General features: G+C 61.1%; 17 protein-coding genes. 10 read left to right on the forward strand and 7 right to left on the reverse strand.

The genetic code is table 11. The features are described 5' to 3' along the window. Positions 1 to 351 precede the first annotated feature (351 nt). The 5 genes from BMI86_RS19975 to BMI86_RS19995 all read right to left on the reverse strand — a co-directional run bounded on the left by BMI86_RS19975 (position 352) and on the right by BMI86_RS19995 (position 3,602). Positions 352 to 630 carry an STAS/SEC14 domain-containing protein gene (locus BMI86_RS19975; RefSeq protein ID WP_234988885.1) on the reverse strand — a complete coding sequence of 93 codons (279 nt, stop codon included), beginning with the start codon at positions 628 to 630 and terminating at the stop codon, positions 352 to 354. A gap of 55 nt (positions 631 to 685) precedes the next feature. Further along, complete coding sequence (locus BMI86_RS19980) at positions 686 to 1,651, reverse strand: cation diffusion facilitator family transporter (RefSeq protein WP_010138164.1); 966 nt, start codon at positions 1,649 to 1,651, stop codon at positions 686 to 688. After that, positions 1,641 to 2,396 carry a transglutaminase family protein gene (locus tag BMI86_RS19985; RefSeq protein ID WP_026155634.1) on the reverse strand — a complete coding sequence of 252 codons (756 nt, stop codon included), beginning with the start codon at positions 2,394 to 2,396 and terminating at the stop codon, positions 1,641 to 1,643. Before BMI86_RS19985 ends, BMI86_RS19980 begins: the two co-directional genes overlap by 11 nt. Before the next feature lie 95 nt (positions 2,397 to 2,491). After that, positions 2,492 to 3,070 (reverse strand): cation transporter, encoded by a 579-nt coding sequence (locus tag BMI86_RS19990; RefSeq protein WP_009573601.1) that lies wholly within the window; start codon positions 3,068 to 3,070, stop codon positions 2,492 to 2,494. Between the two features lie 103 nt (positions 3,071 to 3,173). Beyond that, positions 3,174 to 3,602, reverse strand: coding sequence for a helix-turn-helix domain-containing protein (locus tag BMI86_RS19995; protein ID WP_013959865.1), 429 nt, complete (start codon positions 3,600 to 3,602; stop codon positions 3,174 to 3,176). Between the two features lie 207 nt (positions 3,603 to 3,809). On the opposite strand from BMI86_RS19995, the gene BMI86_RS20000 reads away from it, so the two are divergent. The 10 genes from BMI86_RS20000 to lnt are packed head-to-tail and all read left to right on the forward strand — an operon-like array spanning position 3,810 to position 11,232. Further along, positions 3,810 to 4,376 (forward strand): SCO family protein, encoded by a 567-nt coding sequence (locus BMI86_RS20000; RefSeq protein WP_026155633.1) that lies wholly within the window; start codon positions 3,810 to 3,812, stop codon positions 4,374 to 4,376. Positions 4,377 to 4,381: 5 nt separating this feature from the next. Then, positions 4,382 to 4,804 (forward strand): disulfide bond formation protein B, encoded by a 423-nt coding sequence (locus BMI86_RS20005; protein ID WP_018001722.1) that lies wholly within the window; start codon positions 4,382 to 4,384, stop codon positions 4,802 to 4,804. After that, positions 4,801 to 5,460 carry a thioredoxin domain-containing protein gene (locus BMI86_RS20010; RefSeq protein ID WP_018001721.1) on the forward strand — a complete coding sequence of 220 codons (660 nt, stop codon included), beginning with the start codon at positions 4,801 to 4,803 and terminating at the stop codon, positions 5,458 to 5,460. The genes BMI86_RS20005 and BMI86_RS20010 overlap by 4 nt, the downstream gene beginning before the upstream one ends. A gap of 23 nt (positions 5,461 to 5,483) precedes the next feature. Further along, positions 5,484 to 5,951 carry a copper chaperone PCu(A)C gene (locus tag BMI86_RS20015; protein ID WP_018001720.1) on the forward strand — a complete coding sequence of 156 codons (468 nt, stop codon included), beginning with the start codon at positions 5,484 to 5,486 and terminating at the stop codon, positions 5,949 to 5,951. Next, positions 5,951 to 6,577 carry an SCO family protein gene (locus BMI86_RS20020; RefSeq protein ID WP_026155632.1) on the forward strand — a complete coding sequence of 209 codons (627 nt, stop codon included), beginning with the start codon at positions 5,951 to 5,953 and terminating at the stop codon, positions 6,575 to 6,577. Before BMI86_RS20015 ends, BMI86_RS20020 begins: the two co-directional genes overlap by 1 nt. Further along, the gene (locus BMI86_RS20025) at positions 6,574 to 7,947 is read left to right on the forward strand and encodes a M23 family metallopeptidase (protein ID WP_026155631.1); all 1,374 of its coding nucleotides are present in this window, start codon (positions 6,574 to 6,576) and stop codon (positions 7,945 to 7,947) included. The genes BMI86_RS20020 and BMI86_RS20025 overlap by 4 nt, the downstream gene beginning before the upstream one ends. A gap of 3 nt (positions 7,948 to 7,950) precedes the next feature. After that, a complete protein-coding gene (locus BMI86_RS20030; protein ID WP_018001717.1) occupies positions 7,951 to 8,406 on the forward strand; it encodes a DUF411 domain-containing protein in 456 nt (151 codons plus the stop codon). A 12-nt stretch (positions 8,407 to 8,418) separates the two neighbouring features. Continuing rightward, complete coding sequence (locus BMI86_RS20035; protein ID WP_026155630.1) at positions 8,419 to 9,201, forward strand: ZIP family metal transporter; 783 nt, start codon at positions 8,419 to 8,421, stop codon at positions 9,199 to 9,201. Between the two features lie 28 nt (positions 9,202 to 9,229). Then, positions 9,230 to 9,688: a signal peptidase II gene (lspA, locus tag BMI86_RS20040; protein ID WP_018001715.1), complete on the forward strand. Its 459-nt coding sequence runs from the start codon at positions 9,230 to 9,232 to the stop codon at positions 9,686 to 9,688. Then, positions 9,655 to 11,232 carry an apolipoprotein N-acyltransferase gene (gene lnt, locus BMI86_RS20045; protein WP_018001714.1) on the forward strand — a complete coding sequence of 526 codons (1,578 nt, stop codon included), beginning with the start codon at positions 9,655 to 9,657 and terminating at the stop codon, positions 11,230 to 11,232. Before lspA ends, lnt begins: the two co-directional genes overlap by 34 nt. Before the next feature lie 9 nt (positions 11,233 to 11,241). Here the strand turns inward: lnt and BMI86_RS20050 are convergent, their stop codons facing one another. Together BMI86_RS20050 and BMI86_RS20055 are read right to left on the reverse strand one after the other, a co-directional pair. Then, positions 11,242 to 11,754 carry a L,D-transpeptidase family protein gene (locus tag BMI86_RS20050; RefSeq protein ID WP_018001713.1) on the reverse strand — a complete coding sequence of 171 codons (513 nt, stop codon included), beginning with the start codon at positions 11,752 to 11,754 and terminating at the stop codon, positions 11,242 to 11,244. A 63-nt stretch (positions 11,755 to 11,817) separates the two neighbouring features. Beyond that, on the reverse strand, positions 11,818 to 14,172 hold the full coding sequence (locus tag BMI86_RS20055) for a cation-translocating P-type ATPase (RefSeq protein ID WP_018001712.1): 2,355 nt from the start codon (positions 14,170 to 14,172) through the stop codon (positions 11,818 to 11,820). Between the last annotated feature and the right edge of the window lie 57 nt (positions 14,173 to 14,229).

Raw genomic sequence — 14,229 nt, forward strand, 5'->3', positions numbered from 1 at the left:
ATTAAAGGCAAAATCTCATATTTAAGGGCAAAGCTCAGCCGTTGATTTCGTTGGATTTCCCATCTCACAATTAAGGGCTACGCGACAGGAGTCCAGCATACATACGATATTATACTATCGCAACACCAAGTATAAAGACGCATAATGAAGTTTATGTTAAATTTCGAAGAATTCAGCGCGTAGGGACTTATTATGCAGCCTAAAGTCGACATCAAACTGCATCGGATTGTTTCATCCGAGCAGACAAATGTTGCTGACTACATTTAGATCGTTCCGTTCCTCCATTAATCGTGAAGCATCTGATGTGATGTCAATTTCCAGGCCAGAGTCCTTTTCTTGCAGAATCGCTGGCTACCCGTCACGCGCCCACGCAATTGCGGACTCGGTATCGCTGGATTCGAACCACTGCATCTCGGAGCCCGTCAATAGGTTGACCACCCGTGCGCCCCATTCCATCCATCTGCGTTCTCCGACAACCGCTATGCGACCGAAATCGTTCGCGTGGGCGGTGTCGACCTTCAGATCTTCTAGCATCGCCGAAGGCTCTTCGTAGCCCTCGAAACTTGTAAGGTCGAGAACCAGACCCGGATTATCGGTTGTTCCAAGACGCTCATGAAGCAGCGCGTGCATTTACTTGAATTCTGTCTCCGTCAACTTGCCTTCGCAGACGAGCCCGATGACATCATCACGCTCGGTCAGCGTTTCCTTGAACATTGGTCTTCTCCTTTTCACTTGCGTTGCCGTGACCGTAGAGATCGGCGTTCTGATGAGCGCGATCCTCGTGCTCGAATTCGAGGCTGGAATGGCTGATGCCGAATTCTTCCTTCAGCCGCTCCTTGATCGCGCTCTTGATCTCTTCGATCTTCGACCATCCCTCGGCTGCCACGACGACATGACAGTCGAGCGCAGCCTCGTGCTCTTGCATTTGCCAGAGATGGACGTGGTGGACGTCGGCGACGCCTTCGACTTTCCGCATCGCTTCGACGACGGCCTCGTTGTCGATGTCCGGCGGGCTCCCGAGCATCAGGGTTCGGATTGGGCCGCCTATTTCAGTGAAAGACAGATACAGGATGTAGGTCGCGATGCCGATGGTGATGGCAGGATCGACCCAACGCATGTCGTAAAGGATGATCAGCGACCCAGCGACGATAACCGCGACCGAAGCAAGCGCATCCGAAAGGTTGTGGAGAAAAAGCGCACGGATGTTCACGCTCCCCTTCTGCATCGAATAGGTCAGCATTGCGGTCAGCGTGTCGACCACAAGCGCGATTCCACCGAGAATGACGACGGTCCACCCCATGACTTCGGGTGGATCAATCATGCGCATGCCACCTTCGTAGATCAGATAGAAGCCGATCACGATGAGGGTGGTGTAGTTGATCAGGGCCGCGACGATTTCGACCCGGCCATAGCCGAAGGTCATGCGCTCATCGGCCGGGCGGCGCGCGATCTTGCGTGCGGCAAAGGCAATGACAAGCGAGGCCATATCGGAAAAGTTGTGCAGCGCATCGGCGATCAGTGCCAGGCTGCCCGACAATATGCCCCCGACGATTTGCGCAACGGTAAGAAGCCCGTTCGCCCAGATCGCGATGGCAACCCGCCGATCGCCAGAATCCGGATCGATATGCGCGTGCCCGTGGTCATGTGGCATTGGCAGGCTCCTCATGCGCGTGTGTCGCGCGTCGGTCAGTCTTGAGGCGGTCGCTGCGGAAACCACGAACGCGCGCATTCATCCAGTGGCGTATGATATGACGGTAAAGGGCACCACGCAGCCATCCAAAGGATTGCTCATGGGAAAAATAGAAGGCGTCCGGCGTATCAAACACGCCGAAATCCTGCACGATGCCGGTTTTCTGAATGTAGGTATCTTCTCCGTTCCAGGCGACGGGAGGCGCGCCAAGGCAATCCGTGCCCGCGCCATAACCGCAGAGACTTTCTGTGTCCGAGAATGACGTTTGCAGGACATCGAGGAAAGCGTCATCCAGGATGAAGCCTTCAAGGTTGATCCAGGCACCTTGAAATTCGATCTCGACCCATGAGTGGAGAATTTCCTGCGGAGCAAGCGGATACACCAGCTCAGGGACAACACCGCGCTGCAAGCCTTTGTGGATCGTAAACCCATGCAACCGGCAACGAATGCCGACACCACGCAGCAGCGCCATCAAGAGCGTGCTTTTGGTATTGCACTGCCCATAGCCGTCGGAAAGCACTTCGGATGCGGGGATGTCGTCAGCTCGATTGTATCCGAACGCGATTTCATTCCGAACGAAATCATAGGCAGCTCCGATCCGATCGTATTCGGATAAGCCGCGCCAGCTGCGGTTCTCAATTAGACGCGCAAGAGGCGCGGCATCAAAATCCAGTAGTTTGGTGGGTACAAGTAGGGGGTCGATCATCTGCAACGGGTCGCTCCTCGAATCGTCTTGGAACAAGACTAATTGCTATAGTCACTATAGCTTCAATCCTTTCTTTCAGAAAGAATCTCCCGCAACTATTTGTCCGTGTGAACCGCTTTGTGGTGTTCGCCGTGTGCGTCGCGCAGGATGTCGATACCGCCCCAGGCCGCGATCCCGGCGACGATCACACCGACGACAAGGTCCGGCCAGTTGGTTCCTAGCCAAGCGACGAGGCCACCGGCCACGACGATCCCGAGGTTCGCGGCGAAATCGTTGTAACTGAAGGTGTTGGCCGCGCGGATATTGACGTTTGGATTTTTGAGCTTAGCGAGCAGCCAAACGCAGACTGCGTTGATAGCCGCCGCGATCAGGGCCATTGCAATCATGATCGTCCCGAGCGGATCTGACCCACCGATGTAGCGGCGCCACGCATCGTAGAGGATGCCTGCAGCGAACAGGATCAGCAGCCCGCCGGAAACGTTCGCCGCCCCGCGTTTCCATTTGGCGGATCGGGACAAAGCGAAAAGGCTGATCGCGTAGACGAAGCTGTCGGAGAGGTTATCGAGCCCGTTGGCGATCAGGGCACTTGAGTCGCCGAAGGCGCCTGTTGCGAAAAAAGCCACGGCCAAACCGATATTGAGCGCCAGAACGATCCAAAGCGTCCGTCTCTCCATTGAATCTTGTCTAGCGGCCATTTTGTGGTTCCAGCTTGTGTTGTACGACACATTAACTTCTGCGGCAGATCTGCGTTCCAGCCGGAATGTTGGCTGAATTCCTTCAGGCCCCGATTTCCTCGTGTTCGGTCAAGCATTCCGAATGGTCCCGCAACACCTCAAGCACCTTGCAATCTCCCGTCCGCCCGCCGCTGCATTCGTGAACCATGCGTTTCAGTTCCGTGCGCAGCGCCTTCAGGCGGGCCATGCGCTGCTCCACCTGTTTGAGCTGGCGACGCGCGATGGCATCAGCCTCATCACAGGGCCGGTTGGGATGGTCGCTGAGGTCGAGCAGCTCGCGGATCGCATCGAGCGAGAAACCGAGTTGTCGCGAATGGCGGATGAAGGACAGCCGGTCGAGCTGTGCATTGTCGTAGCGCCTCTGCCCGCCTTCGGTCCTGCCAGGTTCGGGCATGAGCCCAATCTGTTCGTAGTACCGGATGGTCTGCACCTTCGTGCCAGTCTTCTTTGACAGAGTACCGATCGTGAGCATTTTCGCCTCCATGAAAAAGATACAGTTTGTGTAGGTTTTGCCGTCGGAATAAACAAGTGTCGGTTTCACAGACGCGTGAGTTCAAGCTATACCATGATTTCGTGCTTGAACCTCTAGCGGCTAGAGGATGTATCCGCACTTGCAATAAGAATCAAAAACAGGCGAACAGGATTGTCCCTTACATCGGCACAGAAGTTTCTTTGGGTTTTGGCAGGCGTGGCAGCGCTTGCCTTCGTATGGCTCTTGCTATGGTCCGATTATCGTGCCGATAGCGCCCGAACTGACGCCGAGCCGCCTTTTTTCGCTGAGTTCGAACTGACGGACCACCAGGGTATGGTTCAAACCGAGGAGGACTTTGCGGGGCGCTGGATGCTGGTTTTTTTCGGCTTTACCAACTGCCCCGACGTCTGCCCGACGACCCTATCTGAGGTCGCGGCGGTGATGGACGGTCTGGGCGACGATGCCGCCAAGGTCCAGCCGATTTTCATCACCATCGACCCCGAACGGGACACGCCCGCCGCACTCGCCGAATACGTCCCGCTGTTCGATGCGGGCATCATCGGTCTGACCGGCACGCCGGAACAGATCGCCGCCACATCCGAGACGTTTCCGATCTTCTTTGAACGCGTCGAAGAGGCTGCGGCGCCGGATGGTTACACGATGGGCCACACGTCGCATTTGTTCCTCTTCGATCCCGACGCGGGCTTCGCCGACTCGTGGCCCTACGGCACCTCCGCCGAAGAGATACTCGCCGATCTGGAAGAGAGGTTCTGACCGACATGAACCGTATGTCCGGAGAAACAGCCCTCGGGCTGGCGTGGATCATCGCGCTCGTCGCCTCGCTTGCCGTGCTTTTTGTCGGCGAGGTGCTGGGGCAGACGCCCTGTGTGCTGTGCTGGTTCCAGCGCGCCTTCATGTTCCCCTTGGCCATTGTCCTCGGGCTCGGCCTTTGGTGGCGGGACGGCCGCGTGGGGCGCTACGGCATCGCATTGGCGCTTGGCGGCGGCGCAATCGCCCTCTGGCACATGGGGCTGTACGTCGGTCTTGTTCCCGAACGCGTCCAGCCCTGCACGGCCACCGGCCCCTCTTGCACCGATGACAACCAACTGGTCTTCGGCATCCCTATCCCGCTGATGGCGCTCGCCGCCTTCGCGCTGATCGGGGCGCTGTCGGCCCTTTCATTGAAGGACACACGAACATGAATCGACGCGGCCTGATCCTGTCCGTTCTTGCCCTCGGCGCCGCCGGTTTCGGCGGAGCCACCTGGTTTGCAATCCGCCCCGGCCCAGTGGCCGAAGCGGAGCCCGTTGCTCCGGAACTTGCGGAGGCGATGATCCGCCCCTACTCGCCCATCCTCGGGCCTGCGGATGCGCCCGTCACGATCGTCGAATTCTTCGATCCGGCCTGCGAGGCCTGTCGCGCCTTTCATCCCATCGTGAAGGACATCATGGCCGAGCATGGGGAAGCTGTCCGCGTCGTGATCCGCTACACGCCCTTCCACGGCGCGGCATCCGAGGAAGCCATCCGCGTGCTCGAAGCGGCGCGCATGCAGGACGTTTACGTGCCGGTGCTCGAGGCCGTTCTGCGGGAACAGCCGAGATGGGCGTCGCACGGTGCCCCGGCGCCTGGCCTGATCCTTCAGATCGCCGCCACGGCCGGACTCGATGCCGAAGCCGCGCGCACGCAAATGCTGGCACCCGGTGTCGTGGCGATCCTTAACCAGGATCGTGCTGACGTCGAGGCCGTGGGAATTCGCCAGACGCCCACATTCTTTGTGAACGGCAAGCCGCTCGATCCATTCGGGGAGGCAGAGTTGCGTCGTCTGGTGGCCGCCGAAGTCGCTGCCGCGCAAAGCTGAATGGAAAGGGCAGGATCAGAACGATGAAAAAGTATATTTTGACTGGCACACTGGCCGCGCTTTTGACCCTTGGAGGGCTCTCGGTGCCCGCGCTGGCCGGACCCGAGGATGTTGTCGTCGAGAACGCGTGGTCCCGCGCCTCCATCGGGATGAACCGTCCCGGGGCCGCTTACATGACGATCCGCAACACTGGCGACGAGCCGGTGACGCTGATCGGCCTTACAACACCGCTCGCGATGATGCCCGAAATCCACGAGACGAAGACCAATGCCGAAGGTGTGAGCTCCATGAGCCCGGCGGGGGAGATCGCGATCGCCCCGGGCGAGAGCGTCGCGCTCGAACCGGGGGGCCTGCACGCAATGCTGATGCGGCTACAAGAACCGATGACGGAAGGGGACACCTTTCCGCTGACCCTGCTTTTCGACGACGGAGGCGAAGTGACGGTCAAGGTGCCGATCCTCGGAATCGCCGCGCGGGGGCCAGAGGACTGATGCGGCGACGGGCGGTCCTGGGGTACGGCGCGGCTGGTGTCGGGGCGGTCGCCCTGATGCTCTTCGTCGGTTGGTGGCAGGTCGATGGACCCGGTGGACCCGAACCTGTCGGGCAGCGGCCTGTGGCCCTGACCGAGATGGATTTCCGTCTGACGGATCATGAGGGCAACGCGGTCGGGCCGGAAACCCTGATCGGTCGCCCGACGATGGCGTTCTTCGGCTTCACCTACTGTCCCGATGTCTGCCCGACCACGCTTTCTGACATTTCGGGATGGCTCGACGATCTGGGAGACGAGGCCGACGAGATGAACGTGGTTTTCATCACGGTCGATCCCGAGCGCGACACTGTCGAAACGATGGCCGAATATGTCGGCTACTTCCATCCGGCGATCCGCGGCTGGACGGGACCGGAAGAGCAGATAGCGCGCGTCGCGGACGGCTTCCGCGCCACCTACGAGCGAGTACCGGCGGAGAGCGGCGATTACACGATGAACCACACCGCGAGCGTCTTCCTGTTCGCAGCCTCTGGGCGATTCGTCACCATGATCGACTATCACGAGCCCAAAGAATTCGCGGTGCCGAAGATCCGCCGCGCGCTGGAAGAAGAAATGGAGGGGGCGACATGAGGCTCAGAACTTTGGCGGCTTGTGTCGCAATTGCGGGGACGGTTTCGGGAGCGGCTATCGCCATCTCTGATTCCATGTCGAAAGAACCCGTGCCGCCGGAACTTGCCCAGGCAGGTAGCTGGATGCCCCAAGGTCCTGAAGCCCCCCAGAACGTTGACATCCCCGTGACGCTGCCCGCGGCGGCATGGGCAGACGATGCACCCGACCTCAGCCCGCTGCCCCTTCTGCAGGCCGCGTTTGCCGACAGGCCGGTGCAAGCGATCGAGCCACCCCTGTCGACGTGGTCGCGCGACATTGCTCCGGGCGAAACGCTCGATTTCTTGCTGTCAGAGGCCGGTCTTGCGGCACCTGACAGAGCCGAAGTTGCCCTCGCGCTTGGTGCGGAATACGATCTGCGACGGCTGCGGCCGGGGCACTCGGTCACTGTCGCTTCGACCGTGGACGGCAGCCCCCGCACCGTCTCACTCGCCGTCGAGGACGGGGTTCGGATCGAGGTGGTTTTCGGCGAGCAGATGTCCACGCAGGTCGTGGCTCCGGATCCGGAAATCGTAACCCTTGCCGGCGAAGCCATGATCGACAGCTCGATCTTCGCGGCACTCGACGAAGCCGGCATACCCGCCCGTTTTTCCGTGGACCTTGCGCAGATGCTGGGTGGGACCGTGGATTTCCGCCGCGAGATGGCCGGTGGCGAAACACTAAGGCTTCTCTGGCGTGAGGCGCGGGTCGGAGAGGACAGGATCGGACAGCCCGAACTCGCCTTCGCCGCACTGGAGATCGGCGGTTCGCTTTACGAGATCGTATGGCCGGACGACGGCAGCGGTCAGGCGACGATCTACGTCGATGGCGAGGTGCTGCGCGTCTTCGCACAGCCGGTAGAGGGTGCGCGCCTCAGCTCGGTGTTCGGACGCCGCACGCATCCGGTCTTTGGCAACGTCCGGATGCACACCGGCGTCGATTTTGCAGCGGCACGTGGGACACCGGTTCAAGCGACGGCACCGGGGCGGGTCAATTTCATCGGCTGGCGCGGCGGATATGGTCGCGTGGTCGAAATCTTGCACGGCTCCGACACCATGACGCGCTACGCGCATCTGAGCGCCGTGCCGGAAGACTTGGCACAAGGCCAACGCGTTGCGGCGGGAGACGTGATCGGCCGCGTCGGCGCGACTGGCACGGCGACAGGTCCGAACCTGCACTATGAGGTGCTCGTGGATGGGCGCCCGACTGACCCCCTCTCTGACGACCGGCTCGCCGAAGCGGCCGAGAGCGATGCGGATGATACCGCCGCGCTCTCGCGTCTGGCCGAGGCGCGGGCGCTTCTGAATGAAAACCTCGGCAGCGAGATTGCCAAAACGACAACCGAAAGGCTCTGACCCATGAAACGCATGACACAAGTTCTTGCCATCACGCTCGCCCTGTTCCCAGCGGCCCAGGCCCTCGCAGAGGCAACGGCGATCGACGTCCGCAAGACCAACGGATGCGGCTGCTGCCTCTCGTGGATGAAACATCTCGAAGAGAACGGGTTTGTGCCGACCGGCCAGGACATGTTCGGCGGGCTTCTCGTGCGCTTCAAGCTAGACAACGGCGTGCCGCAGCGCATGGTCTCCTGCCACACCGCGCTCATTGACGGCTACGTGATCGAGGGCCATGTACCGGCCGCTGACATCCGCCGCCTTCTCGAGGAGCGCCCGGACGCCGTCGGCCTCGCTGTTCCGGGGATGCCCTATGGCTCGCCCGGCATGGGGCCAGAAGACGACCGCGAGGCCTATGATGTCTTCCTCATCCGCAAGGACGGGTCGACGGAAGTCTTTTCGAGCTACGCCGAAGGATAATCTGGCCCGCCCATGGAAAATCTGTCTCCGATAATGCTCGGCTTTCTCGGAAGTCTTGCCGCCGGATCGCTCACAGCAGTCGGAGCAGTTCCCGTGCTGTTCGGGCGCATCCCGTCTCGGGCCACACGCGATCTGTCGCTCGGCTTCGCTGCCGGTGTGATGCTCGCCGCTTCTTTCTTTTCGCTGATCATCCCGGCATTGGATGCGGCGGAGCCGATGTTCGAAAACGGCGCGATGCCTGCGGCCATCGTATGCGTTTCGATTCTTCTGGGCATGGGGGCTGTCGCCCTGATGAACGAAAAGCTGCCGCACGAGCACTTCAAGACGGGACGCGAAGGGCCCGAAGCGGCGTCTTTGCGGCGGGTCTGGCTGTTCATCATCGCAATCACGATCCACAACTTCCCCGAAGGCCTTGCGGTTGGGGTCGGCTTCGGATCCGGAGGTATGGAGGGCGGTCTGCCGCTCGCCATCGGCATCGGGCTTCAGAATGCGCCCGAAGGATTGGCCGTCGCTGTATCTCTGCTGGGCGAGGGATATCCGAAGCTGCGCGCCTGGGGCATCGCGGCGCTGACGGGCATGATCGAGCCGATTGGCGGTTTGCTCGGGGCCGGCATCATCACACTGTCGGAACCGCTGCTTCCATGGGGTCTGGCCTTTGCCGCGGGCGCAATGCTCTACGTCATTAGCCACGAAATCATCCCCGAAACCCATCGCAGCGGCCATCAGAACAGGGCGACGCTCGGTCTCGCAGTCGGGCTCGTTCTGATGCTGTTCCTTGATGTCTGGTTGGGATGAGGCAATGTCACTAAACAAGGTATCTCCGATGATCGGCGTCTTCGCAGCACTTGCTGCGTTCGCGATCGATCAGATCACCAAAGCCATTGTCGTTGCGAATGCCGTCACTTTAAGCGCCGGAATTCCCGTGTTTCCGGGATTCAACCTCGTCTTTTATCGTAATGACGGCGTGACTTTCGGGATGTTGGGCGGCGCGCCGTGGTGGAGCCTCATCGCTTTCGCTCTTGCCATCTGTGTTTGGCTGGGGGTTATGCTGTTTCGCGCCGACAATGCGGTGGAAACGCTTGCCTACGGTGCGATCATTGGCGGAGCCCTGGGCAATGTCATCGATCGTGTGCGGTATCGGGCTGTAACAGACTTTCTCGATTTCTACATTGGCACAACACATTGGCCTGCCTTCAACTTGGCCGATGTATTTGTCGTCAGTGGCGTGGGGCTCTTGCTCGCCGCGCCATGGATCAGCGCGCGGCGTTCGATCAAGTCGTGAAGCCGGAAATTCTGAACCGCATCGCTCTGCGCCACCGTTTGCTTTCGCGGATGACGCTTGGTTTCGCCGCCGGGGCGATGACCGTTCTGACTTTCCCGCCTCTTTCGATTCTCCTGCTCGTTCCCGTTGCCTATTCCGCGTTGTTTGTCGGGCTTCGCGATCTCTCCTTCGGGCGCGCTTTCCTCGTCGGCTGGGCGTTTGGTCTCGGCCAGTTCGGTTTCGGGATTTGGTGGATCGCGGAAAGTTTCTACGTCGAGGCCGAGCGGTTTGGGACGATGGCGATTCCGGCGGTCGCGGGATTGTCCGCAGGTCTCGCGATTTTCCCAGCCATTGCCGCTGCGCTTTTTGCCGAAATCGCGCGGCGCGGAGCCATGGGCAGTCTCTTGGCCTGCCTCCTGTTCGCGACCTCCTGGACCGTGGCCGAGTGGTTGCGTGGTCACGTTCTGACAGGGTTTCCCTGGAACCTGGCCGGTTACGCACTTGTAGACTACGCCGCCCTTCGCCAGACCGCCGCCTGGGTCGGAAGCTATGGGCTAAGCTTTCTCACCGTGTTCGTCGCGGTACTCCCTGGCGCGGCTGCTATGGCGTCCGGGCGGCAACGATTGACCATCTCGCTCATGGCGCTGGCCGGAATCGCGACGATGTGGGCTGTCGGCACGCTGCGCCTCCAGTCGGATGCACAACAGCCACCCGGTGTCGACCTGCGCATCGTCCAGGGCAACATTCCACAAGAGGAGAAATGGGCTCCCGAGAACCGCGAGGCGACCTTCGCGCGCTATCTTGAGCTTTCAACCCGGCCCGGCGATTTCGACGTGCTTCTCTGGCCGGAAACCGCCTTTCCGGGTTTCCTCGATGAGGATACGGAGGCACGGGCCCGCATTGCCGCAGCGCTACCAGACGGCAGAGTGCTGCTTACCGGTGTGCCGGACCGTGTACCGAGCGAGGATGGCACCCGATATTTCAACACGGTCCAGGCATTTGACGAGACCGGCGAGATCCTGACCGGATACGCGAAACACCATCTCGTGCCCTTCGGCGAATATGTGCCATTCCGCGGCTGGTTGCCCATCGAGCGGCTCACGGCGGGTCTGGGCGATTTTACGCCCGGACCGGGCCCGAGAACGCTTGCGCTTCCGGGTGTGCCGCTGGTCGCCGTGGCGATCTGCTATGAGATCATCTTCCCAGGGCATGTGGTCGACGACCTGTTCCGGCCGGACTGGATTTTCAACGCGACAAACGATGCCTGGTTTGGCACCAGCATCGGACCCGAGCAGCATCTGGCTTCCGCACGTATGCGCGCCGTAGAGGAAGGCCTTCCAGTCATCCGAGCCGCGAATACGGGCATCTCTGCGGTCATCGACGCGAGCGGAGAGATCGTTGCGCGGCTCGATACCGGCGAAACGGGCATCATCGACGCTAGCCTGCCCTCCGCGCGACCGCCGACACTCTACGCGAGCTTCGGGGACTGGATGCTGTTGGCGCTCATCTTGGCTTCGTGGAGCTGGGCAATGGCGCCAATGCGACGGCTCACTACCGCCGCATGAGAAAGACCGTCATGCAAAGATGTGGATAGGTGTCCCGTCCTTCACCATTGCATAGATGTCCTCGATCTCCCGATCCGTGACCGCGATGCAGCCAGCTGTCCAGTCGCGGACATTTGTCGGGTCGATGCCGGGGCGTGGGCCACCATGGATGAAGATGTCGCCGCCGGGGGAAAGGCCCTGCGCTTCGGCAAAGGCGATGTCGGCCTCGTTCGGATAAGAGATGCCAATCGAAAGATGGTAGGTGCTGTTGGGGTTTCGCCTGTCGATTGTGTAAACTCCTTCCGGAGTCCGGCCATCCCCCTCGAATTGTTTGTGACCCTCAGGAGCGAAACCCAGCCCGACCGGATAGGTTTGCAAGACGCGATCGGCTCCGTCGAGAACAAGCAAGCGCTGTCCCTTGTAAAGCCGAACACGGGTGACTTCGGGTCCGTCATAGCTGCGGAACTTGCTGGCACACCCGGACAGAAACGCTACCAGCCCGCCCAACAGGACGGCGCGGCGGGGAAATCGGATGGTTTTCACTGCTCGATGCCTCTTTCGTGAGGTCTGTTATGGACATTACGTTACCTTGCAAATGCTGCGTGATCAATGTCCGTGGGCAAGCGCGGCCTTTGCCATCTGTGGGCCAACCTGCTCACCGCCGGACGGCGGCGCCTTGGCCTCTTGGCTGTTCAGCAGGCGCAGGGCATTGGCCACCACCAGCAATGACACTCCTACGTCGGCTGCAATCGCGCCCCACATCGATGCCAGTCCGAACGCGGTAGCGACAACGAAAACGCCCTTGGTCGCCAAGGAAATACCGATGTTCTGATGAATGATCGACATTGTCCGGCGCGAATGACCGATCAGCCAAGGCACCTTGCCGAGATCGTCGGTCATCAGGGCTATATCCGCCGTCTCGATTGCCGCGTCCGAACCAACGGCACCCATTGCGATGGCGTAATGCGCGCGCGCCATGGCCGGGGCGTCGTTGACCCCGTCGCCGATCATGGCCACCATGTCATGCGTTTCGACCAGTTCTTCGATGGCAGTCACCTTGTCTTCGGGCAGAAGCTCGGCACGGACCTCGTCGATGCCGACCTCGGCTGCAACAGCGCGCGCTGTCCGCTCGTTATCACCGGTCAGCATGACGATGGTCTTCACACCCTGCGCGTGAAGCTGCGCCACGATGCCTTTGGCATCCGGGCGGATACGGTCGCGCAATTCCAAGATGCCGGTGACACCGGTGTCGTCGCCCACGGCAACAAGGGTGCTGCCAGCCCCTTCGATGCGGTCGCGCAAATCCTTCGGAATGGCGTCGCCGAAACCCTTCTCCTCGGCAAACCGGTCCGACCCCAGCCAGATCGACCGGCCGTCTGTGCGTCCTTCAAGTCCCCTGCCCGGAACGGTTCGGGTATCTTCCGCGGCGGATACCTTGATGCCGTCGGCTTCTGCCCGCGCAAGAATGGCGCGCGCCAAGGGATGCGAGGAACGTGCCTCCAGCCCAGCGGCGAGGGTCATCAGATCTTGCGCCGATGCTTTGCCCAGCGGATGCACCGCCGCCACCTCGGGCTCGCCCATGGTGATCGTGCCGGTCTTGTCCATGGCCAGTGCAGTGGTCTTGCCCGGTGCCTCAACATATGCACCGCCCTTGATCAGCACCCCGGCCCGCGCTGAGGCGGTGAGTGCAGCGACGATGGAGACCGGTGTCGAGATGACCAGAGCGCATGGGCAAGCGATCACCAGCAGCACGAGTGCATTGTAGAACCAATAATCCCAGGCCCCCCCGAAAATGAGCGGCGGCAGCAGGGCAATTGCAATGGCGAGAGCCATGACGATAGGCGTATAGATGCGGGCGAATTTCGCCACCCACTGCTCCACCGGCGCGCGGCGGGCATGGGCGTCGCCGACCATGCGGATAATCTTGGCCAACACGGTGTCCGAGGCGGCCTTCGTGGCGCGCACCGTCAGTGTGCCTTCGCCGTTGATCGTACCGGCATAGACTTCGTCGCCCCGTTCCTTTGGGACCAGCGCACTCTCTCCGGTGATCGGCGCCTGATCGACGGCCCCTGCCCCATCGACAACCTCACCATCCAATGGGATGCGGTCTCCGCCGCGCACGATGAAACGTGCGTTGATAGCAACCGCAGAAGCCGGAACGTCCGCTTCCGAGCCGTCATCATGAAGAACTCTTGCCGTCGGCGGCGCGAGGTCGAGCAGAGCTGAAACCGCATTCCTCGCACGCCCGACGCTCCAGCTTTCGAGGTAGAGCGAGAGCGAAAAGAAGAACGCGACTGTCGCCGCCTCGAAAAATTCGCCAAGCCCGATGGCACCGGCCACGGCGACCACCATGAGCAGGTTCATGTCGGGCGACAGCCGCCGAGCGGACGACCATGCCTTGGGTGCCACGAGCCAGACACCGAACAGGATCGCAACCGCGAACAGCCCTGCCTCGACCAGTGGCATCGGCGCTTCGCCGTGACCCGCGAAGAGGCCGAGCGCCCCGCCCATGCCGGTCTCGATGATGTGCCACAGAAATCCCGCGGCCCAGAAGCCTCCACTGAGCGCCGTAAACAGCCGCTGTCTTGCAAGATGGGCCGCCTGGTCGACCGACGCGTTCTCGGCATCCCAAGGCTTGGCGGTCATGCCGGTGCTTGCGACCAGTTCTGCAATTTCGCCGTCCGATAAACTCTTGGCGCTGTCGAGAATAGTCATCCGCCCATTGATCACGTCGAACGCGAGATGCTCGGCCCCGCCGATCTTCGGGCCGACCACCTTGTTCAGGATTGCTACCTCCTCGGCGCAATCGAGGCCGGACACCTGAAAACTGCGCCCGCCCGCTGGCGCGGGGGTCGCCGGAACGATGTCGCCGCACGTTCCGGCGCTCCCGCAGCAGCTGCCGCCGCTTGTCTGGGCATCTTCGGCGTGATCGTGGTCGTGACGATGGGTGTCGGGCGGCATGAATGGACCTCTGGATTCGGGTGCTTTACCATGACATAGCCCCTACAGTAGCTAGAG

It is taken from the genome of Thioclava sp. DLFJ5-1, from assembly GCF_002020115.1.
In the GTDB taxonomy this organism is placed as follows: domain Bacteria; phylum Pseudomonadota; class Alphaproteobacteria; order Rhodobacterales; family Rhodobacteraceae; genus Thioclava; species Thioclava sediminum.

Coding starts and splice junctions, on each gene's coding strand:
- BMI86_RS19975 (WP_234988885.1), bottom strand. CDS start 630: ATGCACGCGCTGCTTCATGAGCGTCTTGGAACAACCGATAATCCGGGT.
- BMI86_RS19980 (WP_010138164.1), bottom strand. CDS start 1,651: ATGCCACATGACCACGGGCACGCGCATATCGATCCGGATTCTGGCGAT.
- BMI86_RS19985 (WP_026155634.1), bottom strand. CDS start 2,396: ATGATCGACCCCCTACTTGTACCCACCAAACTACTGGATTTTGATGCC.
- BMI86_RS19990 (WP_009573601.1), bottom strand. CDS start 3,070: ATGGAGAGACGGACGCTTTGGATCGTTCTGGCGCTCAATATCGGTTTG.
- BMI86_RS19995 (WP_013959865.1), bottom strand. CDS start 3,602: ATGCTCACGATCGGTACTCTGTCAAAGAAGACTGGCACGAAGGTGCAG.
- BMI86_RS20005 (WP_018001722.1), top strand. CDS start 4,382: ATGAACCGTATGTCCGGAGAAACAGCCCTCGGGCTGGCGTGGATCATC.
- BMI86_RS20010 (WP_018001721.1), top strand. CDS start 4,801: ATGAATCGACGCGGCCTGATCCTGTCCGTTCTTGCCCTCGGCGCCGCC.
- BMI86_RS20015 (WP_018001720.1), top strand. CDS start 5,484: ATGAAAAAGTATATTTTGACTGGCACACTGGCCGCGCTTTTGACCCTT.
- BMI86_RS20020 (WP_026155632.1), top strand. CDS start 5,951: ATGCGGCGACGGGCGGTCCTGGGGTACGGCGCGGCTGGTGTCGGGGCG.
- BMI86_RS20025 (WP_026155631.1), top strand. CDS start 6,574: ATGAGGCTCAGAACTTTGGCGGCTTGTGTCGCAATTGCGGGGACGGTT.
- BMI86_RS20030 (WP_018001717.1), top strand. CDS start 7,951: ATGAAACGCATGACACAAGTTCTTGCCATCACGCTCGCCCTGTTCCCA.
- BMI86_RS20035 (WP_026155630.1), top strand. CDS start 8,419: ATGGAAAATCTGTCTCCGATAATGCTCGGCTTTCTCGGAAGTCTTGCC.
- lspA (WP_018001715.1), top strand. CDS start 9,230: ATGATCGGCGTCTTCGCAGCACTTGCTGCGTTCGCGATCGATCAGATC.
- lnt (WP_018001714.1), top strand. CDS start 9,655: ATGGATCAGCGCGCGGCGTTCGATCAAGTCGTGAAGCCGGAAATTCTG.
- BMI86_RS20055 (WP_018001712.1), bottom strand. CDS start 14,172: ATGCCGCCCGACACCCATCGTCACGACCACGATCACGCCGAAGATGCC.